The 26705-nt window shown below is 62.1% G+C and carries 27 protein-coding genes and 1 pseudogene; 6 read left to right on the top strand and 22 right to left on the bottom strand.

Annotation, left to right across the window (positions count from 1 at the left end):
* Positions 1 to 46: 46 nt before the first annotated feature.
* Positions 47 to 2110 (bottom strand): ParB/RepB/Spo0J family partition protein, encoded by a 2064-nt coding sequence (locus V0R59_RS07865; RefSeq protein WP_028240163.1) that lies wholly within the window; start codon positions 2108 to 2110, stop codon positions 47 to 49.
* A 79-nt stretch (positions 2111 to 2189) separates the two neighbouring features.
* Entirely contained in the window at positions 2190 to 3017 is an 828-nt protein-coding gene (locus V0R59_RS07860; RefSeq protein WP_028240164.1) for a DUF932 domain-containing protein, read from the bottom strand.
* Between the two features lie 625 nt (positions 3018 to 3642).
* Between V0R59_RS07860 and V0R59_RS07855 the strand changes: the two genes are divergently transcribed.
* The 4 genes from V0R59_RS07855 (at position 3643) to V0R59_RS07840 (ending at position 6577) form a co-directional block, all read left to right on the top strand.
* Positions 3643 to 4119 (top strand): TIR domain-containing protein, encoded by a 477-nt coding sequence (locus V0R59_RS07855; RefSeq protein ID WP_033041353.1) that lies wholly within the window; start codon positions 3643 to 3645, stop codon positions 4117 to 4119.
* A 105-nt stretch (positions 4120 to 4224) separates the two neighbouring features.
* Entirely contained in the window at positions 4225 to 4827 is a 603-nt protein-coding gene (locus tag V0R59_RS07850; protein ID WP_033041352.1) for a TIR domain-containing protein, read from the top strand.
* A 14-nt stretch (positions 4828 to 4841) separates the two neighbouring features.
* On the top strand, positions 4842 to 6011 hold the full coding sequence (locus tag V0R59_RS07845; protein ID WP_158407679.1) for a toll/interleukin-1 receptor domain-containing protein: 1170 nt from the start codon (positions 4842 to 4844) through the stop codon (positions 6009 to 6011).
* The gene (locus tag V0R59_RS07840) at positions 6008 to 6577 is read left to right on the top strand and encodes an SLOG domain-containing protein (RefSeq protein WP_033041349.1); all 570 of its coding nucleotides are present in this window, start codon (positions 6008 to 6010) and stop codon (positions 6575 to 6577) included. Before V0R59_RS07845 ends, V0R59_RS07840 begins: the two co-directional genes overlap by 4 nt.
* 82 nt (positions 6578 to 6659) lie before the next feature.
* Here V0R59_RS07840 and V0R59_RS07835 read toward each other — a convergent pair.
* The 11 genes and pseudogenes from V0R59_RS07835 to V0R59_RS07785 all read right to left on the bottom strand — a co-directional run.
* Positions 6660 to 6770: pseudogene (locus V0R59_RS07835) on the bottom strand (JAB domain-containing protein); the annotation flags it as partial.
* A gap of 63 nt (positions 6771 to 6833) precedes the next feature.
* Positions 6834 to 7496 (bottom strand): uracil-DNA glycosylase, encoded by a 663-nt coding sequence (locus tag V0R59_RS07830; RefSeq protein ID WP_071534888.1) that lies wholly within the window; start codon positions 7494 to 7496, stop codon positions 6834 to 6836.
* Positions 7497 to 7498: 2 nt separating this feature from the next.
* Positions 7499 to 8629 carry a nucleoside triphosphate pyrophosphohydrolase family protein gene (locus V0R59_RS07825; protein WP_028240166.1) on the bottom strand — a complete coding sequence of 377 codons (1131 nt, stop codon included), beginning with the start codon at positions 8627 to 8629 and terminating at the stop codon, positions 7499 to 7501.
* A 3-nt stretch (positions 8630 to 8632) separates the two neighbouring features.
* Positions 8633 to 9259: an Nmad2 family putative nucleotide modification protein gene (locus tag V0R59_RS07820; protein WP_033045760.1), complete on the bottom strand. Its 627-nt coding sequence runs from the start codon at positions 9257 to 9259 to the stop codon at positions 8633 to 8635.
* A complete protein-coding gene (locus V0R59_RS07815) occupies positions 9259 to 9726 on the bottom strand; it encodes a TIR domain-containing protein (protein ID WP_028240167.1) in 468 nt (155 codons plus the stop codon). Before V0R59_RS07815 ends, V0R59_RS07820 begins: the two co-directional genes overlap by 1 nt.
* 79 nt (positions 9727 to 9805) lie before the next feature.
* Positions 9806 to 10108: a helix-turn-helix domain-containing protein gene (locus V0R59_RS07810; protein ID WP_028240168.1), complete on the bottom strand. Its 303-nt coding sequence runs from the start codon at positions 10106 to 10108 to the stop codon at positions 9806 to 9808.
* Positions 10092 to 10475: a type II toxin-antitoxin system RelE/ParE family toxin gene (locus V0R59_RS07805; protein ID WP_028240169.1), complete on the bottom strand. Its 384-nt coding sequence runs from the start codon at positions 10473 to 10475 to the stop codon at positions 10092 to 10094. The genes V0R59_RS07810 and V0R59_RS07805 overlap by 17 nt, the downstream gene beginning before the upstream one ends.
* A 13-nt stretch (positions 10476 to 10488) precedes the next feature.
* A complete protein-coding gene (locus tag V0R59_RS07800) occupies positions 10489 to 10788 on the bottom strand; it encodes a hypothetical protein (protein WP_033045758.1) in 300 nt (99 codons plus the stop codon).
* Entirely contained in the window at positions 10785 to 11984 is a 1200-nt protein-coding gene (locus V0R59_RS07795) for a tyrosine-type recombinase/integrase (protein ID WP_028240170.1), read from the bottom strand. Before V0R59_RS07795 ends, V0R59_RS07800 begins: the two co-directional genes overlap by 4 nt.
* Before the next feature lie 250 nt (positions 11985 to 12234).
* Complete coding sequence (locus tag V0R59_RS07790; RefSeq protein WP_330074338.1) at positions 12235 to 13503, bottom strand: aspartate aminotransferase family protein; 1269 nt, start codon at positions 13501 to 13503, stop codon at positions 12235 to 12237.
* The gene (locus V0R59_RS07785) at positions 13500 to 14198 is read right to left on the bottom strand and encodes an MOSC domain-containing protein (protein ID WP_330074337.1); all 699 of its coding nucleotides are present in this window, start codon (positions 14196 to 14198) and stop codon (positions 13500 to 13502) included. The genes V0R59_RS07790 and V0R59_RS07785 overlap by 4 nt, the downstream gene beginning before the upstream one ends.
* 103 nt (positions 14199 to 14301) lie before the next feature.
* Between V0R59_RS07785 and V0R59_RS07780 the strand changes: the two genes are divergently transcribed.
* The gene (locus tag V0R59_RS07780) at positions 14302 to 15222 is read left to right on the top strand and encodes a LysR family transcriptional regulator (RefSeq protein WP_330074336.1); all 921 of its coding nucleotides are present in this window, start codon (positions 14302 to 14304) and stop codon (positions 15220 to 15222) included.
* 232 nt (positions 15223 to 15454) lie between these two features.
* Here V0R59_RS07780 and V0R59_RS07775 read toward each other — a convergent pair whose 3' ends face one another.
* The 9 genes from V0R59_RS07775 to bioB all read right to left on the bottom strand — a co-directional run bounded on the left by V0R59_RS07775 (position 15455) and on the right by bioB (position 25840).
* A complete protein-coding gene (locus tag V0R59_RS07775; protein WP_330074335.1) occupies positions 15455 to 17233 on the bottom strand; it encodes an acyl-CoA dehydrogenase C-terminal domain-containing protein in 1779 nt (592 codons plus the stop codon).
* Positions 17234 to 17356: 123 nt separating this feature from the next.
* A complete protein-coding gene (locus V0R59_RS07770) occupies positions 17357 to 18640 on the bottom strand; it encodes a GGDEF domain-containing protein (protein WP_330074334.1) in 1284 nt (427 codons plus the stop codon).
* A 235-nt stretch (positions 18641 to 18875) separates the two neighbouring features.
* Positions 18876 to 20681, bottom strand: a complete 1806-nt coding sequence (locus V0R59_RS07765; RefSeq protein ID WP_330074333.1) for a phenylacyl-CoA dehydrogenase — start codon at positions 20679 to 20681, stop codon at positions 18876 to 18878.
* 266 nt (positions 20682 to 20947) lie between these two features.
* Complete coding sequence (locus V0R59_RS07760; RefSeq protein WP_330074332.1) at positions 20948 to 21244, bottom strand: pyrroloquinoline quinone biosynthesis protein PqqE; 297 nt, start codon at positions 21242 to 21244, stop codon at positions 20948 to 20950.
* 137 nt (positions 21245 to 21381) lie between these two features.
* Positions 21382 to 22062: a dethiobiotin synthase gene (gene bioD / locus V0R59_RS07755; protein ID WP_330074331.1), complete on the bottom strand. Its 681-nt coding sequence runs from the start codon at positions 22060 to 22062 to the stop codon at positions 21382 to 21384.
* Position 22063: 1 nt separating this feature from the next.
* Positions 22064 to 22888, bottom strand: coding sequence for a malonyl-ACP O-methyltransferase BioC (gene bioC / locus V0R59_RS07750; RefSeq protein ID WP_330074330.1), 825 nt, complete (start codon positions 22886 to 22888; stop codon positions 22064 to 22066).
* Positions 22881 to 23612, bottom strand: a complete 732-nt coding sequence (locus V0R59_RS07745; protein ID WP_330074329.1) for an alpha/beta fold hydrolase — start codon at positions 23610 to 23612, stop codon at positions 22881 to 22883. Before V0R59_RS07745 ends, bioC begins: the two co-directional genes overlap by 8 nt.
* On the bottom strand, positions 23605 to 24777 hold the full coding sequence (gene bioF, locus V0R59_RS07740; RefSeq protein ID WP_330074328.1) for an 8-amino-7-oxononanoate synthase: 1173 nt from the start codon (positions 24775 to 24777) through the stop codon (positions 23605 to 23607). Before bioF ends, V0R59_RS07745 begins: the two co-directional genes overlap by 8 nt.
* Before the next feature lie 7 nt (positions 24778 to 24784).
* Positions 24785 to 25840, bottom strand: coding sequence for a biotin synthase BioB (gene bioB, locus V0R59_RS07735; RefSeq protein WP_330074327.1), 1056 nt, complete (start codon positions 25838 to 25840; stop codon positions 24785 to 24787).
* 88 nt (positions 25841 to 25928) lie between these two features.
* Between bioB and V0R59_RS07730 the strand changes: the two genes are divergently transcribed.
* Positions 25929 to 26666, top strand: a complete 738-nt coding sequence (locus tag V0R59_RS07730; RefSeq protein ID WP_330074326.1) for a ComF family protein — start codon at positions 25929 to 25931, stop codon at positions 26664 to 26666.
* Positions 26667 to 26705: the final 39 nt, after the last annotated feature.

The following is a 26705-nucleotide window of genomic DNA, read 5'->3' as shown; positions in this document are numbered from 1 at the left end:
CGTGAAGCGCCCCGGCCGGAACCGGGGCGCTATCTGCGGTGCAGGATCACGCGGCCAGTGCCTCGGCCTGCGGCAGCTCATCCGCCACGGCGGCGACTTCCTCCGGCGCTTCGGCGCCCGCATCCACTGCCACGGCCTGCGCGTCCTGTTGCGGGCTTTCGGTGCGGAAGATGGCGGGCATCCAGCCCGTACCATCGGCCAGCCGTTCCGCTTCGCTGGCAATGTCGGCCTTCTTCAACTTCGCCAGCCGTGCAGCGTGCGACGGTGCGAACTCGCCCACGGCTTCCAGAATCGCGGCCTTCGGCACATGCTGGAAATACCCGTCTGCGGTGGGCTGCCACCATGCGGCCATGTCCAGCCCCACAGCCTGCGCCAGTTCCGCGCCCGGCTGGTGCGCAGTGGCGCGAGGCGTCACCACGTCCACGGTCGCCGCTACGCATACCGCCAGCAGCCGCACCAGTTCGCCTTGCTCCATCGCCAGCAGCGCGACGAACAGTTCGGCGCTGTCCTGCGGCAGCGCTTCGCCCGCGACCTGCTGCAACTCGCGCTGGGCGACGGCGGCGGGCGACTCGGGCCAGTCGGGGGCCATGCCTTCCAGCCGGTCTTGCACTTTCAGGCTCACGCCCAGCGGCAAGTCGTGGCCGTAGTGGTTGTCCTGCAAGACGCTCTGCACCATGCCATGCACCAGCGCGGCCAGCGCGACTTGCGGATGCCGGGCGACTTCGATTTGCAGCGCGGCGGTGCGGTGCGCGCTCAACCGCTGCGCCAGCCGGTCGGACAGGCTCGCGGCCTTGGGCTGCTCGGTGTCCTCGCCTTCGTCGTCGTTCCCGGCCTCGCCTTCCGCGCTGCCGAAACCCTGCCGCAAGCGTTCCAGCGTGCGCAGCGCCTTGGCTTCTGCCTCGCGCAGCAGCCCGCGATGAATCACGGCTTCGCCGCTGCGGTCGAGGGTGACGATGGCGCCGGCCACGGCGCGCACATCCGGGGCGTAGCCCTGCAAGGCTTCCTCCACGGCTTGCAGTTCCCCGGCAACCTGTTCGCGGCGCGGTTCCAGCGCTTCGGTCTTGTCCTCGTCCTCGGCGTCGTAGGCTTCTTCCAGTTCGGTGTCGATCTTGTCGAGGCGGGTTTGCAGCGAGGCGATGCGGCGGGCTTCGCGGGCGCTCGGTTCGCGGCGCTGGCGCGGTGCGTTCTGGAACGCCTGCCGCTCGGCGTAGCTCATGTGCGGCACGGCTTCGACCCACGCCCAACCCTCGGCGCGCACGTCCCCAGCCAGCGCATCCAGCTTGCCGCGCACCAGCGTTTCCAGCAGCGTGGCGTCGGTCAGGTAGGTTCCGGCATCGCCTTCCGCGAACAGGTCGCGGCGGATGCCGCCGCCCGCCGCCGTGTAGGCGTCCAGCCCGGCGAAGCGCACCAGCGGATGCGTGGCGTCGATTTCGCGTTCGGTCAGGCGTTCGCGCAGCGCGGACGCGCCACGCTGCCATTCTGGCGCACCGTAGAACGCGCTTTCCTGCGCGGCGTGGTCGTCGGTGATGGTCAGGGCCATCAACTGTTCCAGGGTGACGGCTCCGGCGCGGTAGTCGGCCAGCAGGCGCGGCGAGACGTTGGCGAGTTTGAGACGGCGCTGCACCACCAGCGGGGTCACGCCGAAGTCGGCGGCAATGTCTTCGATGGGGCGGCCTTCCTTGACCAGTGCGGCGAACGCCTCGAACTGGTCGGCCGGGTGCATCTGCTCGCGCAGCAGGTTTTCCGCGAGGCTGACGGTACGGGCCGAAGCATCGGGCACCAGCAGGCACGCCACTTCGTAGTCGGCAGGGATGCGCTTCTTCTTCGCCAGCAGCTTCAACGCGGTCAGTCGGCGGTCGCCGGCCACCACTTCGTACTGCTCGCCATCGGCGGCGAGGATGACGACGAGATTTTGCAGCAGGCCGATGCGGGCGATGCTCGCGGCCAGTTCGGGAATGGACAGGCGCGGGGTCTTGCGTGCGTTGCGCTTGGAGCGGCGCGGCAGCAACTGCGAGAGTGGAACCAAAATCAGGTTCTTGCTCGGGTCGGCCACTTCCAGCGGCGCGGCAGTTTCGATGGCGCGGGTTTCGGTTTGGGTAACGGCGTTCATGGTGATAACTCCTTGCGGTTAGGGATGCAGCAGCGAGAGAAGCGGCAAGGGCTGCTGCCTGCCCCTGCCGCGTGGGGGTTCAGGCTTTCAACTGGCGCATGCCATCGGCCAGCAGCCAAAGCGCACGGTTGAGGCGGATGTTCTGGTCGATGCCCTGTACCGGGCGGGTTTGCTGGCGGCGTCCGTTGGCGCTGCGCCCGCGCAGGCCGCCTTGGGTCAGGTTCTCTTGCGTGCGGTTGAACACGCTCCACAAGTCCGGGCGGCGGTCATCAAAGCGGCGCGGCATCAGGATTTGCGATTCCGTGATGGGCGCGGGCTTGTCGGGGTCGTCGTACTTGAGGGCCAGCGCGGCGCGGGCGAACACTTCGGATTCGCCATCGTTCAAGGTGATGGCGCGCATGGAATCGCGGGATTCCTGCACGCGGTCGAAGCCGCGCAAGACTTCGTAAGCGCCTTCGATGACGGAACCGGCCACGTCGCCTTTGTGGGGCACGCGCACGTCCGCCACCGTGTCGCCGCAGACAAGGCCATTGCTGCACACGAACCGGAACATTCCGGCCAGCATCTGATAGCTGCTCGTGCCGTCATGCGAGTTCAGCAGCACGATTTCGTTAGCCTCCGCGCCGTTGATCTGGCTGGCGTGGCGCAGGCGCAGCATGTGTTTGGTGTAGTCGCGGCGGTCGTCGTGGCGCACGCGGGTTTGCGCTGCCATGAAGGGTTCAAACCCTTCCTTGCGTAGTTCCGCCAGCACGGCGGCGGTGGGGATATAGGCGTACCGTTCGGAACGGCTTTCGTGCGGCGCGTCCGCGAAGATGGACGGGGCCACACGGCGGATTTGGTCATCGGACAGCGGGTAATCGCTGCGCAGCGACGGGGAACGGGAAGCGAATCGGGATGCGAGTTGCATTGCATTTCTCCTGACGAAAAGGGTTTGCTGTTCAAACCGCACACCGGATTCCTAGATTCGGAGCCCAGCCTTTCGGCTGTTCGGTGCGGTCGGCACGAGGAACCCGGTTGGCCCTGTTGCCACCGTCTTTCCTGAGTTCATCGCCCGCGGCCAAAGGAGCGCGCGGACGGGGGCCGTCAAGGAGACAAGCGCAGGGTTGGTGCGGCCCGCAGGCGCAGCCGAGGACACGGCCCTGCGCGCCTTGACGGCACACGGGAGCGGGCTACGGTCGCGGGTAAGGTGATGAAGTCAGGGGAGACGGCTGGACAAGGCAACGGCCATCCCTTTGTGCTGACCGCACGCAAGCGAAGCGCGCAGGCCCGAAGCTGGAAGCCGGGCCGGAGGCGTCAGGGATGTGGAAGGCTGGCGAATGCCAGTCCCGTCAGGGATGAGCGAATAGCGAACCTGGAGCAGCGCGGTCCGCGAAGCGGAGACGCAGGCGCACACTTTCAGCTATCATTTGTAAGGAAATTTACAAGAAAGTATTTCAAGCCAGCGATTAATTACGACTTCAGTTAAATAACTATCGCAATCCTCAATTCGAGATTTGCTTCATCGAAGCACCAACGACAAATGGAGATAAGTCATGGCGAATAAATGCTTTCTGAGCTTTCACTATAAACAGGATAGTTGGCGCGTGTCGCAAGTTCGGCAAATCGGAGCTATCGAAAAACAGCCTCTACTGGATTCGAACAAATGGGAAGAAATCAAGAAAGCAGGCGATGATGCCATCAAAAAATGGATCGCCGACAACATGAAAGGCAAAGAATGCCTTGTCGTACTTGTGGGCGAGAAGACTGCCAGCCGCCGCTGGGTCAAACACGAGATAAAGAAAGCCTGGAAGGACGGGCTGGGTGTACTCGCCATCCATGTCCACAATCTGAAAGACTCAGACGGAAATCAGTCGTCGAAAGGATCTAATCCGTTTACAGGCCTCACCGTTGATGGAGAAGCTGTCACGGGTAAAGTCTACGATCCGCCATACACCACCAGCACCAATGTGTATGACTACATCAAGTCGAATATTGAAACTTGGGTCAGCGACGCTATAAAGGCACGATGAACCGGCAATATCTGAATTGCATCCTGCGAGGTGTCGTTTGCTGTGGAGGATGCGGGTCACCTACATCCAAATTTGCCTGGGTTTAGTGTAATAGATGGAGTCAAAATGCCACGCAGAACATTCTTTTCTTTTCACTATGAGCCTGATGTATGGCGCGCCTGGAATGTCCGCAACAGTTGGGTTGTGAAGGAATCCGATGAGGAAAGCCGGGGCTTCTTTGACAGCAGCGTGTTTGAGGCATCGAAAAAAGAGAGTGACGATGCACTAAAGACTTTTCTCCGCAAGGGGTTGGAGAATACTTCGGTAACTTGTGTCCTTGCTGGAACCCATACATGGTCACGGCGATGGGTGCGCTACGAAATTGCTCGCAGTGTTATCAAGGGAAACGGCTTGCTAACCGTTTTCATTCACGGTGTCCAGAATAAAGACAAAGCGACATCTACAAAGGGTGCTGATCCATTGGCGCAGATGGGACTTTATAGAACCGATCGCGGCATATATCTCGCCGAGTGGAAGGACGGAAAGTGGGTGGCCTACGCAGATTACACGCTTGCGATTCCTGAGGGTGATCTGTGGTTCACAGCACCAAAAACGAATAGCGTAGTCCAACTGTCAAATCACTGCCTGAGTTACGATTTCATAGGCCAGGATGGCAGGAAAAATATTGGCGGATGGATTGAAACTGCTGCGGGAATGGCTGGCCGATGAGCGAGAACTCAAGCATGAGATCACCCTACCAGCTTATCCTGCTGGGTGCGGTCCATGGGCATGACACTCGCCTCCGCCGTAGCGTTGATCTGGCGCTTCAGGGGCTCGGGATTCCGAGCAACGCAATTACGTTTCTCAGCGATGCCAACGCCTCTAACCGCAGCTTAAAATCGCCGGTGATGGCAGTATTTTTCGGCTCGTCGGAAAGCACTGCCGATACCGCACTTGTGACGGAGTTGATTGATGACTCGATCGTTATCGCTCCGGTCGTTTCGGATTTGTCCCAGGTTCATGCAGAAATTCCGCCGCAGCTCAGACATGTCAATGCTATTGTATTGGGCACCAACGATGAAGGCATCACCCGCCTCGTTACGCTAGTCCTTGAGACATTTAGGCTGTTGCGACGTGAGCGACGACTTTTCATCAGTTACAAACGAACAGGGTCTCAGCCGCTGGCCGATCGGTTGTACGATGCGCTCGATGCTCGTGGCTTTGACGTTTTCATCGACGTGAGGTCAGTGCCTCCAGCCGCAGATTTCCAATCACAACTCTGGCACAGGATGTCGGATTCCGATGTCGTGGTGCTGATCGACACACCTGGCTTCAGAGAAGGTCGTTGGACGGCTGAAGAATTGGCGCGCGCAAACGCGACCAATGTGCAAATCTTGCACCTACTATGGCCGGGGCAAAAGGAAGACCCTGCATCGTCCTTCAGCCACTTCATGAAGCTTAGGCGTCGGGACTTCTTTGGATTTATTCCAATGCGGGGGCGTTGGGCCACGAAGGGATTGGTGACGAGAATTTGCGACGAGGTCGAACGGCTACGCGCACCAGCAATTGCCGCCCGCCACCGATATTTGGTCGATAACTTTTGCGACGCCGCCCGCGACGAGGGACTTGATCCAAGTGTTCAGATTGAAGGCTGGATTTCTCTCAAAACCGAGTCCAATCGAACGCTGGCGATCGTACCGGCAGTGGGAATACCAACCGCTGATCGCATCAACGAAGTGTTCGAAGCCATTACCAACCCCACTGTTGAGACGAGAGAAATATGGGTGATTTACGACAATAGAGGTGTACTGAGAACGTGGCTCTCTCACCTAGATTGGCTTGACTCGTATTTGCCGATCCGGGCCGTGCAAATGTCGAAGGCGCCACAACTTCTGAAGGAGCTCACCGCATGATAGATATATTTCTATCTGCCAGCGTGCCTTTGCCTGATCGCAATCGGGTATTTTTCGACACCGCCGATGTTCTTGCTATACGGGAAGCAATCAAGGCTTTGGTTGAAGTAGTGTTGCCGATTGGACGAATCACGTGCGGCGGCCATCCGGCGATAACGCCGCTATTGGCTCTCTTTTCCCGCGAGGCAAACCTTGACCGCAACAGGGTGGCGATTTACCAAAGTAAGCTTTTTGAGGGTCGATTGCCTCCTGAGCTAGCGGAGTTCGTCGACGTGCATATGGTGCCAGCGGTTGATGGCAACAGAGAAGCCAGTTTGACGGCCATGAGGCAAGCAATGATCGAAAGCCGCCGTTTCAGCGCAGCGGTGTTCGTCGGCGGCATGGAGGGGATCTATGAGGAGCATAAATTGTTCGTCGAACACCATCCCAAAGCTACAGTGCTCCCGCTTTCAACAACAGGGGCCGCCGCCAAAATAATTTATCAACAGGGAGAATATGATCCAATTTTTTCACGCGACCGAACCTATTCCAGCTTATTTCGTCGAAAGCTTCTGCCTGTGGATTAGCCGGGAAATTTTGCAGTAACTGCGTTCAGTAAGCTTGATGGAGCGAATAAAAAAATGGGGCCGCCTGTGCAGCCCCCTCGGTTCACAATAGCCCTCGCTCTGCAAATGAAGTTGTTTCCTGCCCGGCCACAACGACGTGATCCAGTGTGCGCACCTCCACCAGCGTCAGAGCCTCTTTCAGTCGCTGCATCAGTGAAAACCTGGCGAGTTGGATAGAAGGGGCGGTATCCGCTCGCTAAAATGCTGGAGCAATTCGTCAGAACAGCGATCCAGTCTTCATTGGATGTCCATACAGTTCAGAGATTTGCCCTTGAAACTGCGTCTGTCCGCCATAGCTCGGATGCCTCACGCAGATAACAGGCACGCTATCCGTGATTCGATGAGCGGCTGCGGCAGCATCGTTGCCGATGGCGACGATGCGCGAGGGACGAAGCAGAACGATGAGCTGTTGTAGTAGCTCTTCGCCGGCTCGCCTTTCACGGGCGTTGTGTTGCCGGTTGGTGAACGGATCCCCTGATTCATGAGGGTGAAGTGGGAAAACATTCCAGAGAAAGATGCGAGCATCAATGTGCTCTAGCATTCCCCATATAACCGCAGCGGTTCGCTCGGCTACGGCATTGCCGACTGTGGGCCGTTCTGGAGCCAGATCGACATTCCAACGTTTGGCATGTTGGCTCATGTGAACATCGTCAGTCAGGGCCAACCCAGTTCGGCGGCCTCCGCGATACCCCAAATCTCGACCGATCCAAATCGCATCTACAGGCTCCTCTGAAGCGCGACGCAATAATGCGGAAAGTGCGGCGGCGCGGCGGCGGGGCGCGTCTCGACGATCATGAACTTCACAGCGATCAGAATAAGGATTGAAGCAGTCCTCAAATTGCAGCGAGGAAACTGATTCAACAAAGGGGTGGATTTTCATTCTTAAGACTCAAGCGGCATATATTGTAGGGTGCGTTCTTTTCGGTTGCCGATGATCCAGCCGCCTTGATTTTTCTTGATTTGACGGAATACGGAATATCCGTCCATGATGGCTTTTTCCCAAAGCTTTAGCGGGCACTTCTCAACCTCATAGCCACTCACAAACTCTTCAATGGTTTTGAGAATCCCAAGGGAAACCTTTTCTTGATTCTCAAAATAGTTTAATTCCTTGGCTCTAGAGAAAATCCATGCCGTAAGCCCTTCCTCAACGACGATTGCCCGGCCGCTGTCTTGCTCTTCATCATATTTGGACTGGCTCTTTCGCTTGTGCTTGATCAATGCCCGTATTACAGGTGACCAATGCAAGATGGCTGCATATGCAAAATGGAAAACATCATGAAATCGGTAGCCATCTCGGTCAGCGATGTTGTCGGTCAGGGGATCACCTATGAATACGCCATTCCATTGGAGATAGCTTTTGCCGCTACCGCGTTGATTGACTCGGATCTTGAACTCTCTAGGGAGCTGCTCTTCTATTCCAAACTCGCTATCGAAATCAAGGCCAATCAGGTCAACCGCCTGTGGCTCCAAGAATGCACCCCTAGCTTTCCGGAGGTTCCCCCGCGCTACGTCCGAGAACGCCAACTCTGCGGCATGGATTGCATCGAGATAGGCTCGCGCGAAGGTGACCACGTCATTGCGCGCAGGCCCACTTCCCAGCAGAGCTGCGGCCGCCTGCCCCAAGCGTACCAAGGTAATGTCCAACGACGCAGGGGCCGCCACAGGCATGGCGATGTAAGCGAATGCACCTTCGGCTATGTCGCTTGCTGCCCCTATGTTCTTGAAGTTCCCGTGATTCGCCGCCTCGGCAAAGATATCTTCAAGTGGAGCTTGCATGCGCCGGCAGATCGCAGCCAAATACCAAAGCGTATCACCGAATTCTTCTTCCGCCGCCCTTCTGAAACCAGGGTACGCAGATTTTTCCCGGACATGTTTTTTGACAGTAGACATTATTCCACCGACTTCCCCATAAAGCCCTTGAAGGACAGGATTGAAATCGGTTGGACTGAGTACATCCGTAGCTGCAATTTCCGAAGCGTAGTCCGAAAGCAGCAGAGAACCTTCCTTGTGCATCGGTTACCTCCGAAGCGTCAGCCATTCGAATGGAGCGCCCTGATATCCATTCAGCCCAAAGCTACGAACCCATTGCTCTAGGTTCGCAATCAGTTTTGGATCGTCAAAAGTAGTTAGACCTATTCCTGTTTTGCATAGAGACCGGCCTTGCTGGTCTTTTAGCTCTTCCGGGAACTCCGGCCCCTCTCCTCCGAAGTACACGAAGTCATTGCTGATGAGAACCCTGTTTACACCCGTGTCGCGAGTGACGTGATCAGGATTAAGTGAACCATCGGGGCGAGAGTGAAAGGAATCTCGTTGCTGCCAGACGGCCGCTGGTGCGGCTCTGAAGTAGATATTGTCCCCGCAACTTTGCTTCCGACTACCGTTGCGATAGGGCTTTTTAGATTCAAACCGTGGATCTGCCCCATATTCATCAAATGTCATCGTTTCGGTGACTTGCATCGCATAAACCAGATACCCGCCTCGCCGAACACTTCGATCATTGCTGCCACTGCCTACCACCCAATCACCGATGTCAGCGCCCTTGCGGATATTTGGCTTGCAGGTTGCAAGCGTGCAGTATTCGTAAAAGGGATTGGGTGCGAAACCACTGTCGTACCGCACCACGTAGGAGTGGACACGTGCCATCAGCAGGGATGCCTTTTCAGAGGAACCGGATCACAGGCGCCACCGTCGGGTTTTTCCCATGTATCTTTTCCGTTGATCGCATCAATGATTGAGTCACCATTCCAGCCGACCAAGGCATCGGCGTATTCTTTCAGTGCCTCAGGAATGTCGCATTCCTTCTCACCATGCTCCCAGATGCCAACAATACGTTTGCCTTGCTTGGCTGCATATTCGATTTCCCAGGTCACCCAGTCGCTATCTTTCGTCTGGGGTGAGACGTAGCAAATAAATACGCCCGCCCAGTTTATCGCTGGGGCCAGAATCTGCGTCTTGATGTAATGCTCATCCGTGGCGTTGTTGAACTTTCCTGTATGGATGGAGGAGTCCCTTACATCCATCCCTTTCGGAGCCAGCAGATCTTTGAGCTTTTGGAGCCCATGATCGTCCTTATGGACATGGCTGATAAACACGTTCCTTTTCTCTGCCATCTGTCACCTCCATCGACGTTTTGATAGCGTAAAAGATCGTAACTGAAATTAGGTGGTTATGGCAGAAAACGCAGATCAATCAAAGGATCGCCCGGAGCCCCTTGTCGGCGATGATGTTGAGCAGCTTCAGCGCCGGGCCAGCGGGTCGGGTTTCACCTTGCTCCCACTTGCGCACGGTCGAGGCCGAGGTGTGCAGGTGATGCGCGAACACCGGCTGGCTGAATTTCAGCGTCTCCCGTAGGCGCCTAATGTCCTCGGCGCCAAACTCCCGCACTGGCGGCGGGCAGATCGCGTCGAACTCGCGCATCGTCACCTTGCTGATCGCACCCACTTCATGAAGCGTGGCCAGGTCGTCACGCAGGGATTCAATGATCTTGCTCACAATGCACCTCCAATAACACGCCCGACTGCAACGCCTTCGATAACGTTTCCCCGGACAGTTGCAAGAACGCTTTGCCGGCGAATTGCAGCGCCTTCTTCTCGTCCTGCGTGATGTTCGCCTTGTCGTTCTTCGGGAACCCATGCAGGAACACGTAGCGGCTGCCGATCCTGGCCGATACCAGTGTGCGGTAGCCGCCGCTTTTACCACCACCGGGGCGGGCCACCCGCTTCTTGTAGAGGGAGCCGCCCAAGTCCGCGTCGATCAGACCGCTTTCCATCTCCTGAACCGCCTTGCACAACGCGGCATCGGACAGCTTCTCGCCCGACTGCCAGCGTGCAAAGTCCTTGCGCTTGAGGATGACCGTCATTTCGACCTCCAAACTATACCCGAAACGGGCATACTTTTCCAGTCTCCGGTGTAGCACCTAGATAGAAGGGATGGCCCGCCCGATTGTCGTGACGCCGGCACGACAATCGGAGCCGACTGGACGGGATGCCGGCCACCGATCCGCGGGCATCCTTGACCGAAATCAGCAGCGCATAGGCCGACCACGGCAGCGTGAAGACCTTGGCCAGCTCGGCGAGGCCGAATTTCCCAGACACTGTCTCGGAAATTGCGGAACGGGGATAGTCGGCCGCCAAGGCAGCGGGGGGCGCCACCGAAAGCGTCCTCTTGCTCATGCCGTGGCCTCCGCAGGGCGCCGCGCGCCCGTGATGGCCTGCCGCCGACTCGCCACCAGTTCGGCAGCATCCCGCACCGGCTTGTCCTCGGTGTGGACGTAGTGCATGAACATCGCCACGGTCTTGTGGCCCGTCAGCTTCATGCCTACCTTGGTCGGCACTCCCGAATTGGCAATGTCGGTCGTGGAGCGGTGGCGGATGCCGTGCGTGCCGACGTGTGGGACGCCGGCTGCCTTGAGCACCCGGCACCATCCGCCATAGTGCTCGCCAAAGGTCAGGTGCTTGGTCGGGTCGTTGGGCGAAGGCAGGACGTAGGGGCAACCTTCTCGGCGCGGTGCCGTCGAGAACAGTCGATAGGCTTCCGCGCTCATGGGCTTGGAGAGGCCGCCGGTCTTGCTGTCGGGCCAGACCACGCGCCGGTTCTCCAGATCGACCCAATCCCATTCAAGCATGCAGATTTCGGAGCGGCGGCCGGCGAACTCGAATTGCAGGCGAATCGCCAGCGGGATGACGTAGTTCTCCAGTCCTTCCGCCTCCAGCTTCTCCAACTGGCGGAAGATCAGCGCCAGTTCGTCGTCCACGATGAGCCGGGTTTCCTCGCCGGGCGGGTACATCGGGACGTGGCGGCACGGGTTCGTGCCGTCCGGGCGGTAGCCCCACACTTCGGCCAGGTTGAACATCTTGCGCAGCACGCCGAAGGCGTTGTTCGCCTCGGCGGGCTTGTAGGCCAGTTTCTCCATCAGCCCGGCAATGTCGGGCCGCTTCACGTCCTGCACCTTCTTGCGGCCGATCAGCGGGACGATGCAGCGGTCGATGACGGCCTGATAGCCGCGCTGCGTGCTCGGCTTGTTGCGCTTCTTGGAGTAGTCCTCCATGAACTTCTTGCACAGCGCTTCGACCGTGGGCGCCTTGCGCGCCTCGGCCTTGGCGCCGCCGGGGTCGCCGCCTCGGCGAACCTCGGCCAGCCAGTCCTGCGCCATGACGCGGGCCTGCTCCACGGTCAGTTCCCCGAACAGGCCCAGCGAGGGCTTGCGGGGCTGCCCGGAGTTCGTGCGGTACTGGAGCATGAACACCCGACGGCCCTTCGGGGTAATCTTGCAGAGGAAACCCGGCACCACGGTATCCCGTAGTTCGATGTCCTTGGCCTGGGGTTGCGCCGACTCTACGGCGGTCTTGGTGAGCTTGATCTTCGCCATGATGACTCCTTGGAACGACCCGAATTCCAAGAGCCAGATAGGAGCGGCGCGAGGGAAAACCGGGTCAAGTTTCAGAAAGCACCGGCATATGATGGACGCGCGTAAGTCCTTGATAAACCTGCTTCATCGAGCTACGGCGCAGTCCAGCGAAGTACCGGGCTGGAGTCATCGTCAAACAAAAAAACGCCCCGGACCAAAAACAACAGGTCCAGGGCGACGCGCAGACACGCGAGACGGTTCGTTTGATTCGTTACGAGCGGCGTGGCCGGCTCAGTTGCGCGGTGTGTACCCGGGCAAAGGCCCGAGCCAGACGCAGGAGCATTTCGTCGATATTGCCGTGGCTGATGGTCAGCGCCGGCGAGAAGCGCAACACATCAGGCCGTGGCGCATTGAGCAGCAGGCCTTCCTGCAACGCGGCCTTGACCACCTCGGCCGCCAGCGGTTCGGGCAGCTCCAGGCCCCAGAGCAGGCCCTGGCCGCGCACCTCGCCCAGGCCATAGCGCCCGGCCAGGCGGCTGAGTCCGTCGCGCAGGTGCCAGCCGGCATCGCGGACCTGGTCGAAGAAGCCCTTTTCCAGCACGGTCTCCAGCACCGCCAGGCCGGCGGCGCTCATCAACGCGTTGCCATGGTGGCTGCCTTCCAGCTCGCCAACCTCGGCACAGCAGGCCGTGCCCCGGGCCAGCAGCGCGGCAATCGGCACGCCGCCGCCCAGGCCCTTGCCGAGGGTGAGGATATCGGCGCGCACGCCGTAGGTTTCCTCCGCCAGCAGGGCGCCGCAGCGGCCCACGCCGGTCTGCACCTCATCGAGGATCAGCAGGATGCCCAGCTCGCGGCACAGGCGCTCGACGCCCTTGAGGTAATGCCGGGTCGCCGGGATCACCCCCGCTTCGCCCTGGATGGGTTCGAGCATGATCGCCACGGTGCGCGAGTCCACCGCGGCATGCAGCGCCGCCAGATCGTTGAACGGCACTTTGCTGAAGCCCGGCAGGCCAGGCTCGCAGCGGTTGCACGGCGGCGGGTCGGAGGCCGACAAGGCACCGAGGCTGCGACCATGGCTGCCCTGGCTGGCGCTGATGATGTGGTAGGCGCCATTGCGATGCAGTTGGCCCCATTTGCGCGCCAGCTTGATCGCGCCTTCGCAGGCTTCGGCCCCGCTGTTGAGCAGGTAGGCCTGGTCACTGCCGGTGCTGCGGCACAACAGGTTGACCAGCTTCAGGTGGCCGCGATTGTGAAATCCCGCGCCCGAGTTGATCAGCGCCTGCGCCTGTCCGCTCAGGGCTTCGACCAGCGCCTTGGGGCTGTGGCCGAGGCTGTTGACCGCATTGCCCTGGGTGAAGTCGAGGAAAGCCCGGCCTTCGCTGTCCCACAGCCAGGAACCCTGGCCACGCACGAAGACTTGCTCGGCACGCTGGATGGCGGGCATCAGGTGCTCCCGGGAAAGCGGATCGACGGGATCGGCCGCCAGCGGCGCCTCGTCGATCACCGGGGCCGCCTGACGCCGCAGGTTGAACAGGTTCATGCGCGCAGTCCTTCCAGCGGCAGGCCGAGCAGGCGGGCGCTCCAGTCCTCGATCCGGCCAGTGCGCAGGCGCTTGATCGCGATATCGCGCCAGCGTGACGACAGGGCCGGACAATCCACCAGTTTCTTCAAACCCACATGCTCCAGAGGTTCACGGTAAAAAGCGTGCAGCGCCCAGGCCACGGTGAGGCCCGGATAGCTGCGCTGTATCAGTTCAAATGGCTCGTCGGCGCTGACGAAGCCCGGTTTCAGGACGCGGTAGAACCAGCCGCAACGCCCGCTGTCCTGGGCGTCCTGCGGCAGGTTCTGCAGCCCCCAGCGGTGGCTGAGGCGATAGCACGGCGAACGCGGCTGGCTGATCTGCAGCAGCGCGCCGCCCCAGCGGAACAGGTCGCCCAGGCACACGTCGTGTTCGTCGATGCCATGGGTCGACAGGTTTTCGCCGAACGCCGGGGCCTGCCAGGCGATCTGTGGATAACGTTTCCGCCACCAGGCGTAGTGCTCGGCCGGATAGTGGTGCAGGGCCCGTTCCGGGCCGGTATGGAAACGTGGGTCGCCGTGTTCGTCGCTTCCCAGCCCCTGCGGCCATAACCAGAGCCGCCGTGCAACCTCTTCCTTGTCGATATCGGTCATGAGCCCATAACCGAGATTTTTAGCCTTGCCTATGTAAACGCCATCCACATGTACGGTGTTCATCGCGCCCTCGGGGCCTGTAAACCTTGTGAATACGGGCGTAGAGTAGGCGCGACCAGGCCTTGGGGCCATTTCGTTTTTCGAGCATTTTCGATAAGTAAGTCTTATGGATTTCCGCCAACTGCGTTATTTCGTCGCGGTGTATGAAGAAGGCCATGTCGGCCGCGCCGCCGAACGCCTGTCCCTGTCCCAGCCGGCCCTGTCGCAGCAGATCCGCCAGCTGGAACACAGCCTCGACGTCAGCCTGTTCGAACGGGGCAACAAGCGTCTGCTGCCGACCCTGGCCGCGCACACCCTGTACAACCACGCCCTGCCCCTGCTCGACGGCATGCAGCGCGCCCGCGAGGCCCTGCGCAACTTCAAGGGCCAGGCCCTGCGCACCCTGGCCATCGGCGTGCTGCAGACGGTGCGGCCGAGCCTGGTGCCGCAACTGCTGGACCGGGTGCGCAAGGCGCAGCCGCACCTGGTGGTGCAGATCTACGAACTGTCGGGACTGGAGATCGAACGGCGCCTGCTCAACGGCAGCCTGGACATCGGCATCAGCTACCTGCCGCCGCGCCAGCCGGGGTTGCACGGTCTGTTGCTGTACGAAGACGAGTTGCAGGTGGTGATTCCCCGCACCCACCCGCTGCGCGAGTTCAAGAAGGTCTCGCTGAAGCAGGCCGCCGAGTTGCCGATGATCCTGCTCGGCGAGGAATTCCAGGTGCGGCAGATCTGGCAGGGCCAGTTGGCCAACCTCGGCCGGCGACCGCAGGTGCAGGCGGAGATGAACAACATGGGCGGGATTCTCGACAGCCTGCCGCATACCTCGCTGGCCACGGTGCTGCCAGGCCGGGCGCAGGAGGCCTCGGAAGATCCGGAACTGTTATGGAAACCGCTGAGCGAGCCGCGAGTGCCGCTGAAGGTCGGCCTGGTGTTTCGCGATGCACAGCGCCAGCAGGCGTCGGTTGAGCTGCTGCGCACGTTGCTGGAGGAGGAGATCGATCCGCGACAGATGGGCGTATCGCCCCTGGATGTGCTCGGATAAAAAAACCGGGCAAAAGAAAACCCCGCCGAAGCGGGGCTTTACAGACTGTTTCCCTTTGACTTCCCTTTCGTCCCACCGTCCCGGGCAGGTCTCCTTTCGTTCCGTCCTTGTGATGTACTTTGCGCGTCCTGCGCTTCGTCCATGTGAGAAAGATTAACTGTGGATCCAATCTTGGGAAAGAGGCTAAAAGTCACCACGTCATGTAAGCAAATGCTTACATGACGCAATTACTTCAGAACTGCTCCGCATCCAGGAGATACAGGGATTCGCTGCCGGCTTTCACCGAGGCGCACAACGACTGCAGGCGCGGCAACAGGCGGGCGAAGTAGAAGCGCGCAGTGCCCAGCTTGCTGGCGTAGAAGCTGTCCTCGCCCTGCTTCTGCAGCGCGGTGCGGGCCATCAGCGCCCACATGTAGGCGTAGGCGGTATAGCCGAAGGCGTGCAGGTACTCGACCGACGCGGCGCCGATCTCGTTGGGGTTGCCCTTGGCGCGGTCGAGGACCCAGGCGGTCAGGCTGTCCAGGTCGTCCAGGGCTGCGTTCAGCGGCTTGACGAACTCGCCCAGTTCGCTGCCGGCGGTGGCGGTGAAATGGCGAATCTCGTCGGCGAACAGCTTGTACAGCGCACCGCCGCTGCCGACGATCTTGCGTCCCATCAGGTCCAGGGCCTGGATGCCGTTGGTACCCTCGTAGATCTGGGTGATGCGCACGTCACGCACCAGTTGCTCCTGGCCCCATTCGCGGATGTAGCCGTGGCCACCGAAGACCTGCTGGCCATGCACCGCGGCTTCCAGGCCGAGGTCGGTGAGGAAGGCCTTGGCTACCGGGGTCAGCAGCGCCACCAGGTCTTCCCCGCGCTTGCGGGTGGTGGCGTCTTCACTGTACTTGGCGGTGTCCAGTTGCATCGCCACGTAGGTGGAGAAAGCGCGACCGCCTTCGTTCAGCGCCTTCATGGTCAGCAGCATGCGCCGCACGTCCGGGTGGACGATGATCGGGTCGGCAACCTTGTCCTTGGCCTGCGGGCCGGTCGGCGCACGGCTCTGCAGGCGGTCACGGGCGTACTCGACGGCGTTCTGGTAGGAGCGTTCGGCCGAGGCCAGGCCCTGGATGCCGACGCCCAGGCGCTCGTAGTTCATCATGGTGAACATGGCCGCGAGGCCCTTGTTCGCCTCGCCGACCAGGTAGCCGGTGGCTTCGTCGAAGTTCATCACGCAGGTGGCGGAGGCCTGGATGCCCATCTTGTGCTCGATCGAGCCGCAGGTAGCCGGGTTGCGGGCACCGAGGCTGCCGTCGGCATTGACCAGGATCTTCGGCACCAGGAACAGCGAGATGCCCTTCGGCCCGGCCGGTGCGTCCGGCAGCTTGGCCAGCACCAGGTGGATGATGTTCTCGGTGAGGTCGTGTTCACCGCCGGTGATGAAGATCTTGGTCCCGCTGACCTTGTAGCTGCCGTCGGCCTGAGGCTCGGCACGGGTGCGGATGATGCCCAGGTCGGTACCGGCATGGGGCTCGGTCAGGCACATGGAGCCGGCCCAGACACCGGCGTACATGTTCGGCAGGTATTTTTCCTTGAGCTCGTCGCTGGCGTGGGCGTTGATCGACAGGCAGGCACCGGCGGTCAGCATCGGGTACAGGCCGAAGGCCAGGCTCGACGAGTTGACCATTTCCTCGACCTGGGCCGAGATCACCTTGGGCATGCCCATGCCGCCGTACACCGGGTCGCCACCGACACCGACCCAGCCGCCTTCGGCGTAGGTCTGGTAGGCCTCGATGAAACCGGCCGGGGTGCGTACGGTGCCGTTGTCCCAGTGGCAGCCTTCCTCGTCGGCGGCGCGGCTCAGCGGGGCGATGGTCTTGCCGGTGACCTTGCCGGCTTCTTCCAGCACCGCCATGGCGGTGTCTTCGTCCACCGCCTCGGCCAGCCCGGGCAGAGCTGCCCAGAGTTTCGAGACTTCGAAGACTTCGTTGAGGACGAAGCGCATATCGCGCAGCGGCGCTTTGTAGTCAGCCATGGCAACCTCTCACACCTTGAGTCGTGGGCAGTCCCTTGCAGGACCGGTACTAAGGTCTCGGAGTGTAACTGAACAACTTTTGCGACACATAGGGTCATCTAGAGACTGACAAGTCAGTTTCGGTCACGCCACGCGCAGTGCGCCTCGCTTCTCCTTCTGCCCATGCGCCATCACGCAGTTACGCCCCGCGCCCTTGGCCGCGTACAGCGCCTGGTCCGCGGCTTTCAGCACTTCATCGGGAGTCCGCTGCTCGGGCTGGCGCTCGCAGGCACCGATGCTGACGGTCACCGACACGCTGCCGCCTCCTGCCGAGCCGCGTCGCTGGCGACCTTGCTGGTCATCCTGCGGACGGTTCTCCTGATTGCGCAGCTGGATAGCGTAGTTGGCAATCATCTCGCGCACCGCCTCCAGATGCGGAATGCACTCTTCCATGGTCTTGCCAGCGAATACCAGGGCGAATTCCTCGCCGCCGTAGCGGTAGGCACGCCCGCCGCCGGTGACCTTGGACAGCTTGCTGGCCACCAGGCGCAGCACCTGGTCGCCGACATCGTGGCCGTGGGTGTCGTTGAATTTCTTGAAGTGGTCGACGTCGGTCATCGCCAGCACGTAGTTGCGCCCCAGGCGCTGCATGCGCTCGTTCAGCGCGCGGCGCCCCGGCAGGCCGGTGAGCTCGTCGCGGAAGGCCATCTGGTAGGCCTCGTGGGAAACCGCCGCGGCGATCATCAACATCACCTGGCTGCACATGATGTTCAGGGTGAAAGGCAGGATGAAGGTTTGCGGCAGCATCCAGAAGATGCCGATCACGCCGGTGACCTGCGCCGCGTGCAGCGGACGCGGCTCGCGCAGGTACTGGACGACGGCGACGACGAAGGCGAGGAAGAACACCGGGTAGGACATCTGGATCAGGCTCATCCACGAGCCATGCAGCGCTGGCCAGCGGATCTCCACCAGCCAGGCCAGCAGGGCCTGCGGATAGCTTTGCTCCATGCCCAGGGCGACGCTGCCCACCGCCAGCAGCACGGCGAAGCGCGCCACCATGTCCTGGAACAGGTGGGTGCGCTCCTGCCAGGCGCCGAACAGGGCGAACAGCATCGGCAGCAGCAGGCAGACAAGGTGGAACACCACCGCGGCGTCTTCCCGCACACGACCGTGGTCGCGGAAGTAATCGGTCTGGGTATCGAGCAGGTAGTAGGCGATGTACACGGTGATCATCAGGAACAGCTCGCGCTGCCGCCGGTACACCGCGCAGTAGGCGCCGCCCAGCAGCAGCACCAGGGTCGGCAGGACGTTGAACAGAGAAGTGAAGAACACCGACAGGTCGCGCACATAGGCGGCCGCCAGCCCCGAGAGCAGGAGGAACAGGCTCGGCAGGAAGTGACTTGGTCTTACAGCGGAAAAACGAAACAAGAGAGCTCTCCGATCCAGCAGATCGACAATGGCATTGTGCCTTCACTGTATCGGCAATGCACATGAATAGATAAATTTTTGGCGCCAATTTATTTAACGGCACCAAGGGACTGGAGCTTGAAGCTCATTTGCTGGATCAATTCAGGGATGTATCGCCAAGGCCCTCAAGGCTTTCGCAGGGCGAAAAAAAAACGCCTGCCGGTAAGGGCAGGCGTTTTTCAGTGCAGCAGATGACTCAGTACGACAGGCCGAAATGCTCTTCGTCCATCTCCATCAGGTTGTTCGCACCGGACAGCATGGTCGCCACATGGGTGCGGGTACGCGGCAGGATGCGCTGGAAGTAGAAGCGCGCGGTCTGCAGCTTGGCGGTGTAGAAGGCTTCCTCGCTGGTGCCGGCAGCCAGTTTCTCGGCGGCCAGGCGGGCGATGTCGGCCCAGAAGTAGGCCAGGCAGGCGTAGCCGGAGTACATCAGGTAGTCCACCGAAGCGGCACCCACTTCCTCGCGGTCCTTCATGGCGGCCATGCCGACCTTCATGGTCAGTTCGCCCCACTCCTTGTTGATCGCGGCCAGCGGCTCGACGAACTCCTTGACGGCTTCGTTGCCTTCCTGGGCCTGGCAGAACTTGTGCACGATCTTGGTGAAACCCTTCAGCGCTTCGCCCTGGGTCATCAGCACCTTGCGACCCAGCAGGTCGAGGGCCTGGATGCCGGTGGTGCCTTCGTACAGCATGGAGATACGGCTGTCGCGCACGTTCTGCTCCATGCCCCACTCGGCGATGAAGCCGTGGCCACCGTAGATCTGCACGCCGTGGTTGGCGGCTTCGAAGCCGACTTCGGTCATGAACGCCTTGGCGATCGGAGTCATGAAGGCCAGCAGTGCGTCGGCCTTCTTCTTCTCTTCCTCGTCCTGGCTGTACTTGACGATGTCCACCTGCTTGGCGGTGAAGTACACCATGGCGCGGTTGCCTTCGGCGAAGGCCTTCATGGTCAGCAGCATGCGACGCACGTCCGGGTGGACGATGATCGGGTCAGCGGCCTTGTCCGGTGCCTTGGGACCTGTCAGGGAACGCATCTGCAGGCGGTCGCGGGCGTATTTCAGGCCACCCTGGAACGCCACTTCGGCATGGGCCAGGCCTTGCAGCGCGGTACCCAGGCGAGCGGTGTTCATGAAGGTGAACATGCAGTTCAGGCCTTTGTTGGCCGGGCCGATCAGGTAGCCGGTGGCCGCGTCGAAGTTCATCACGCAGGTGGCGTTGCCGTGGATGCCCATCTTGTGTTCCAGGGAGCCACAGGTCACCGCGTTGCGCTCGCCCACGCCTCCTTCGGCGTTGACGTGGAACTTCGGCACGATGAACAGGGAAATGCCCTTGGTGCCGGCCGGTGCGTCGGGCAGGCGGGCCAGGACGATATGGACGATGTTGTCGGCCATGTCGTGTTCACCGGCGGAGATGAAGATCTTGGTGCCGGTGATTTTGTAGGAACCGTCGGCCTGGGGCTCGGCCTTGGTGCGCAGCATGCCCAGGTCGGTACCGCAGTGCGGCTCGGTCAGGCACATGGTGCCGGTCCACTCGCCGGAAACCAGCTTGGTCAGGTAGGTGTGCTGCTGCTCGGCGGTGCCGTGGGCGGACAGGGTGTTCATCGCGCCGTGGGACAGGCCAGGGTACATGCCCCAGGACCAGTTGGACTCGCCGACCATCTCGCTGATGGCCAGGCCCAGCGACTCCGGCAGGCCCTGGCCGCCGTGGTCGACGTCATGGGCCAGGCTCGGCCAGCCGCCTTCGACGAACTGCTTGTAGGCTTCCTTGAAGCCGGTCGGAGTCTTCACGCCCGACTCGCTCCAGGTGCAGCCTTCCAGGTCACCGACACGGTTCAGCGGGGCCAGTACCTGTTCACAGAACTTCGCGCCCTCTTCGAGGATGGCGTCGACCATGTCCGGGGTGGCGTCCTGGCAACCCGGCAGGCTCTGATAGTGCGCTTCATAGCCGAGCAGTTCATCACGGACGAAACGAATATCACGCAAGGGGGCTTTGTATTCAGGCATAGCGATGAACCTCTGCTGATGAATCCTTGTTAGGGGAGAGACCACACCGACCAGCTCTAGGCGGCTTTCGGTCAAACAGTTGTTTGAAACTTACGTTTAAGCCCGAAGCTTGTCAAGCACCCCGCCGATGGCGCTTTTGCCATCGTCCATACGTGTTAGAAGGCAAAGAAATGTCTGAAAAACGCGCAGGCGAATGCCCGGCTCAATGGCCAAGGCACTGATGAATAAAGGCTAGCGGGGAAAGATGAAGCCTGAGGCGTCGCGCTTCAGGCGTAGGTATCGATGAGGGTGCCGAGCATTTCGTCCGATGCTTTGGCCACTTTGACACCGAGTTCGACCTGGTGCTTGCCCAAGGCCTGCTCAACGGTGGCGGTGGCCATGTCCATCTGCTGGCTGCGGTCGACGGCACGCAGGCGCTCGGCCTGGAAGTCGCTGGACTGGCTGGTGGCGGCGCGCTCTACGGTGTTGTTGGCAATCTGGCTGGCGGCCTGGTCGACACGCTGCTGTCCGGCCTGAATGGCGCCCAGGCCGGCATAGAATGCGGAACTGCCCGAGATTTCCATGGCAAAGACTCCAAGGTAGAGAGTGGCAATACAGTGGCCTATTGAAGCAGAGACGGGCCGGAAATGCCCTTGAAAAACACTAATGGCAGAAGGCCCTGCAATAGAGAGGGACTAGCAGCCCTGTGCAAAACCCTGGATCAATCCAGAAGGTCGATCTGCAAATGCTCCGCCACCGCCTCTGCCGAAGCGATCTTCAGCTTCGGCACCCGCCCCAGGCACGGCGCCGGCAGGCGCTCGGCCAGGCTGGCCAGGTTCTCTTCCAGCCTCGAGGTCCGTGCATCGACGATATTGGCCACCCAGCCCGCTAGTTGCAGGCCGTCCCGGGCAATCGCCTCGGCGCTGAGCAAGGCATGGTTGATACAGCCCAGGCGCACCCCCACCACCAGGATCACCGGCAGTTTCAGGGCCATCGCCAGGTCCGACAGGTTGGCCTGGTGCGACAGCGGCACGCGCCAGCCGCCCGCCCCTTCGATCAGGGTGAAATCAGCGCCCTGCGCCAGCACGTCGCGCATCGGCCCGAGCAGACTCTGCACGCTCAGGTCGACGCCGGCCTCCCTCGCCGCCAGATGCGGGGCGATCGCCGGCTCGAAAGCATAGGGATTGATCCGCTCGTACGGCAGCTTCAGCGAACTCTGCTCCATCAGCGCCAGCGCATCGGCATTGCGCAGGCCCTTGGGCGTGACCTCGCAGCCCGAGGCCACCGGCTTGGCGCCGAGGGTACTGAGGCCGGCCTGCTGCGCCGCATGCAGCAAGCCGACGGCGATGGTGGTCTTGCCCACGTCGGTGTCGGTTCCGGCGATGAAATAGGCCGAGCTCATGTCACTCCCCTTCTGTCAGCGGCTTGCGCAGCACCCCGTAGACCACCTGGTAGGTGGCCGGCAGGCCCTGCGGCTGGCGAAATTGCTCGTAAGCCTGCAGCAGTCCCTGCATCCGCGCCCGTCCGGTGAGCCCGGCGGGTCGGCCGGGATTGAGGTTGTGCGCGCCCAGGGCCTTCAGTTCATGGGTCAGATTGCGCACATCAGGGTAGTGCAACACATGGGGTTGTGCCTCCAGGCCCAGCACATCCAGGCCACTCTCGCCGCACAGGCGCTGGTAATCCTCGAAACGCCGGAAGCGATTCACATGCACCAGGCCGTCCACCGCTTCCCAGCTCGCTCGCAGCTCGTGCAGGGTGCCGACGCACAGGCTGGAGAACGCCAGCACGCCGCCGGGCTGCAGGACCCGCCGCGCTTCGCCCAGCACTGCGCGGAAATCCGCACACCATTGCACCGCGAGGCTGGAGAACACCAGGTCGGCGCAGGCCTCGCGCAGCGGCAGGCGCTCGGCATCACCGGCCACGTGATAACTCGCGCCACCGGCTTCGCGGGCATGGCGTAGCATGCCTTCGGCGATATCCACGGCGACGCCGAGGCCTTGCCCGTAGTGCGCCTGCAACGCCCGACTGAAATGCCCGGTGCCGCTGCCCAAGTCGACCCAGCAGCGCGGCTGCAGGTCTTGTGGCAACTGCGCCAGCAGATGGCTGCCCACCGCCCGTTGCAGCTCGGCGACGCTGTCGTAGCTGGCAGCGGCACGGGAGAAGGACGCGGCCACCTGGCGCTTGTCGGGCAAGGCGCCGGGCAGGTCCGGTTGGGAAAGATCAGTCATCACCACTCTCATGCAGGAAGGTCTTGATACTGGCGGCCAGCTCTTGCGGGTATTCGAGGATGAAGGCGTGGGACACGCCTTCGACCAGGCCCACTTCGACGTCCGGCAGCCATTCGCTCAAGGCGTGGGCAGCTTTGGCCGGGACCAGTTCGTCGGCACCGGCGAACAGGTGCAGTTGCGGACCGCCATAGGCTTGCAGCGCCGCGCGGGTATCGAGGCGACCCAGCACTTCCAGGCCTTTCACCAGCAGCACCGGATCGGTGTCCGGCACGCCGACGCCGAGTTGCCGGATCAGGCTGCGCGGTTCCTGCGCGCCCTCGCTGCACAGCGACTTGAAGCGCTTGAGGGTCACTCCGGTATGACTGCGGCAACCGTCGACGAAGGTTTCGAACGTGTCGGCGGGCATGCCGTCCGGCCAATCGGCGCGGGCGACGAAGCTGAGGTTGCTGCCGAAGGTCAGCAGGCCGCAGCAATGATCGCCACGCCGCGCCGCCAGCTCGGCGGCGAGCATGCCGCCCAGCGACCAGCCACCGAGCCAGGTGTCCCGAGGCAGGCGGCGGTCCAGTTCGTCGAGCCAGGCCTGCGGATCATCGCTGACCAGGTTCGGCAGCGGCGCGAGTTCGACTTTCAGTCCGGCATCCTGTGCCCGCAGACTTGCTGCCAGCGGTTCCAGCGCCGCGCAGCCCAGGCCCCAGCCCGGCAGGAGAATCAGGTGGTTACGCATCGACAGGCTCCAACAGCGGATAGCACTCGGCCAATGCATTCAACAATAGCTGGACCTGCGCGGAGCTGTGCGCGGCGGTCAGGGTCACGCGCAGACGCGCGCTGCCGGCGGGCACGGTGGGCGGACGGATCGCGGTCACCAGCAACCCGCGCTCGCGCAGCATGCGCGACAGTTGCACGGCGCGCCCGGCATCGCCGATGAGGATCGGCTGGATCGGCGTGAAACTGTCCATCAGTTCCAGGCCGATCGCCTCGGCGCCGGCCCGGAACTGGGCGATCAACGCCGCCAGGTGCTCGCGGCGCCAATACTCGTCGCGCAGCAATTGCAGGCTTTTCAGGGTGGCGCAGGCCAGCGCCGGTGGCTGGCTGGTTGTGTAGATATAGGGGCGGGCGAACTGCACCAGGCTTTCGACCAGCTCTTCGCTGCCGGCGACGAAGGCGCCGGCGGTACCGAAGGCCTTGCCCAGGGTGCCGACCAGCACCGGCACGTCCTCCACGCCCAGGCCGAAATGTTCGGCCACGCCGCCGCCGTGGCGACCGAGGGTACCGAAGCCATGGGCATCGTCGACCATCACCCAGGCGTCCCTGGCCCGGGCACGCGCGACCAGTTGCGGCAGGTCGGCAATATCGCCGTCCATGCTGAACACGCCGTCGGTGACCACCAGGGTATTGCCCTCGGCCTTGTCCAGACGCTTGCCTAGGCTGTCGGCGTCGTTGTGCAGGTAGCGGTTGAAGCGCGCGCCACTGAGCAAGCCGGCGTCCAGTAGCGAGGCATGGTTGAGGCGGTCCTGCAGCACCGTGTCGCCCTGCCCCACCAGCGCCGTGACGGCGCCGAGGTTGGCCATGTAGCCGGTGGTGAACAGCAGCGCCCGCGGGCGTCCGGTGAATTCGGCGAGGGCTTCTTCCAGCTCATGGTGCGGCGTGCTGTGGCCGACCACCAGGTGCGACGCACCACCGCCGACACCCCAGCGCTCGGCACCGGCGCGCCAGGCGGCGATCACGTCGGGATGGTTGGCCAGGCCCAGGTAGTCGTTGCTGCAGAACGCCAGCAGCGCCTGCCCGTCCACCACCACCTCGGGCCCCTGCGGGCTCTGCAACAGCGGACGCTGGCGATACAGGTCAGCGGCGCGCCTCTGTTCGAGGCGCGCACGGAGATCGAAGCTCATGCTGACCTCAGGCCGACGCGTTGTAGAACAGCTCGCTGCTCTTCTGCTCGATCAGCGCCTGCTCGATGGCCGCCTGGTGCACTTCGTCGGCGTGCTCCTCGCGAGCCTCGGGCTTGATGCCGAGGCGGGCGAACAGCTGCATGTCCTTGTCTGCCTGAGGGTTGGCGGTGGTCAGCAGCTTCTCGCCGTAGAAGATCGAGTTGGCCCCGGCCATGAAGGCCAGCGCCTGCATCTGCTCGTTCATCTGCTCGCGACCGGCGGACAGGCGTACATGGGACTGCGGCATGAGGATCCGCGCCACCGCGAGCATGCGGATGAAATCGAACGGATCGACGTCCTCGGCGTTTTCCAGCGGCGTGCCGGCAACCTTGACCAGCATGTTGATCGGCACCGATTCCGGGTGCTCCGGCAGGTTTGCCAGCTGGATCAGCAGGCCGGCGCGGTCGTCCAGCGACTCGCCCATGCCGAGGATGCCGCCGGAGCAGATCTTCATCCCGGCGTCACGCACGTAGGCCAGGGTCTGCAGGCGCTCGCTGTAGGTGCGAGTGGTGATGATGCTGCCGTAGAACTCCGGCGAGGTGTCGAGGTTGTGGTTGTAGTAGTCCAGGCCGGCCTCGGCCAGGGCCTGGGTCTGCTCCTGGTCGAGACGGCCGAGGGTCATGCAGGTTTCCAGGCCCATGGCCTTGACCCCTTTGACCATTTCCAGCACGTAGGGCATGTCCTTGGCGGACGGGTGTTTCCACGCCGCGCCCATGCAGAAGCGGGTGGAACCGATGGCCTTGGCCCGGGCGGCTTCCTCCAGCACCTTCTGCACTTCCATCAGCTTCTGCTTGTCCAGGCCGGTGTTGTAGTGACCGGACTGCGGACAGTATTTGCAGTCTTCCGGGCAGGCGCCGGTCTTGATCGACAGCAGGGTCGAGACCTGGACGCGGTTGGGATCGAAATGCGCGCGATGCACCAGCTGCGCCTGGAACAGCAGGTCGTTGAACGGCTGCTGGAACAGGGCTTTGACTTCGGCGAGGGACCAGTCGTGACGAAGCGTTGCAGTTGTGCTGGCGCTCATGGGCGTTTCCTTGTTTAGGCTTGTACTGGCGCCGGGATCGGATTGCCCGCAGCGCATCACGGATAGCCCGCATAGTTAAGGAAGCCTCATGCGCTGTCAACCACGCAAGAAACCACAAGTCGACATCTGTACAAATACTAACCACACCTGCTTGCTGTGCGATGAGCCCGCCGGACAGGCCCAGCCCATTTGCGTCCCCTGCGAAAGCGAACTGCCCTGGCTCGACGAGCGCTGCCGCCTGTGCGCCCTGCCTTTGCCGATGAACGGTCTGCTGTGCGGTCAGTGTGCGCAGCGACGGCCAGCGTTTCGCCAGGTCGAGGCGCCCTGGCACTACGGTTTTCCGGTCGATGCCCTGATCACCCGCTTTAAGCACCAGCGCCAGTGGCCACTGGGCCGGCTGCTGGCGCAGATGCTCGGCAACTGGCTGGCACACCGCTTCAGCGAAGGTCTGCCGCGCCCGACCCTGTTGCTGCCGGTGCCCATGGCCACGCGACGCCTGCGCCAGCGCGGCTATAACCAGGCGGCGATGCTGGCCGAATGGCTCGCCGCACAACTGGCGATCCCCTGTGCCGGCCACCTGTTAAGTCGCCTGCGGGACACCCCGGCGCAGCAGGAACTGGACGCCCGCGCCCGCCGCCGCAACCTCAAGGACGCCTTCGCGCTCACCGATCACGCGGCCATCGAAGGCCGCCACCTGGCACTGGTGGACGACGTCCTGACCACCGGCGCCACCGCCCAGGCCCTGTCCCGCCTGTTGCGCGACGGCGGTGCCGAACGGGTCGACGTGTACTGCCTGGCGCGTACGCCACGGCCCGGCAATGCTTGACTTGGCGCGGAGGGGCGGGCACTTTCCTGCCGATCATCG

The sequence above is a fragment of the Pseudomonas ulcerans genome (genome assembly GCF_036324125.1).
In the GTDB taxonomy this organism is placed as follows: domain Bacteria; phylum Pseudomonadota; class Gammaproteobacteria; order Pseudomonadales; family Pseudomonadaceae; genus Aquipseudomonas; species Aquipseudomonas ulcerans.
This window is presented reverse-complemented; position numbering and strand designations above follow the sequence as displayed.